At 64.5% G+C, this 1050-nt stretch carries 1 protein-coding gene; it reads left to right on the top strand.

What is annotated here, in order from left to right; all coding sequences use genetic code 11:
* Nucleotides 1-1050, top strand: a 1050-nt coding sequence (locus JQ632_RS39165) for a DUF1522 domain-containing protein (RefSeq protein WP_212408051.1), incomplete at both ends; no start/stop codon positions are given.

Consider the following 1050-nt stretch of genomic DNA (forward strand, 5'->3'; position numbering starts at 1 on the left):
GAGACGGCCTCCGACGTCGGTGTTACCTCGGCCGGCAAGGTCACGCTGCGCAGCTCCACCGGTGCCGACCTCAGCGTTACCGGCAAGTCCGACCTGCTCAAGGCCCTCGGCCTGAGCTCGGCGACCGGCGGCGGCAACGCGTCGGTGAGCGTCACCCGCACCACCAGCGCTGCTTCGCTCGGTCAGCTTGTCCAGGACGGATCAACGCTGAATGTCGATGGTCACATCATCACCTTCAAGAATGCTCCGGTTCCGGGCTCTGCGGGTGCTCCTGCGATCCCGAGCGGTTATGGCAAGAGCGGCAACGTCATCACCGACGGCAACGGCAACTCGACGGTCTATCTGCAGGCCGGCACCGTTGCTGACGTTCTGAACGCGATCGACCTTGCCACCGGCACCCAGACGGCCAGCATTGCCGCCAACGGCACTGCGACGCTGTCGACCGCCACGGGTCAGTCCAACTCGACGATCAACACCTCCGGCCAGCTCCGGATCTCGACCGGCATCAACGCCGACCTGTCGATCACCGGCACGGGCAATGCCCTGAACGTGTTCGGTCTCGCCGGCAACACCGGCACGGCAAGTGCCTTCACCGCGGCGCGTACCTCCGGCATCGGCGGCATCGCGGGCAAGACCTTGACCTTCGCCTCCTTCAACGGCGGCACGGCGGTCAACGTCACCTTCGGCGACGGCACCAACGGCACGGTCAAGACGCTCGATCAGCTCAACACGCAACTCCAGGCCAACAACCTGGCCGCGACGATCGACGCCAACGGCCTGCTGACGATCACCGTCTCCAACGATTATGCCTCGTCGACGATCGGTTCTCTGGTGGCGGGTGGCGCGATCGGTGGTACCCTGACTGCGGCGCTGACGTTCTCGACGGCTTCCACTCCTATCCAGGATGCGGTGGCGCAGACGGCGCGTGCGAATCTGGTGTCTCAGTACAACAACATCCTGAACCAGATCGACACGACCTCGCAGGACTCCTCGTTCAACGGTGTCAACCTGTTGAACGGCGACCAGCTCAAGCTGGTGTTCGACGAGACC

It is taken from the genome of Bradyrhizobium liaoningense, assembly GCF_018130955.1.
Lineage (GTDB): Bacteria > Pseudomonadota > Alphaproteobacteria > Rhizobiales > Xanthobacteraceae > Bradyrhizobium > Bradyrhizobium liaoningense_C.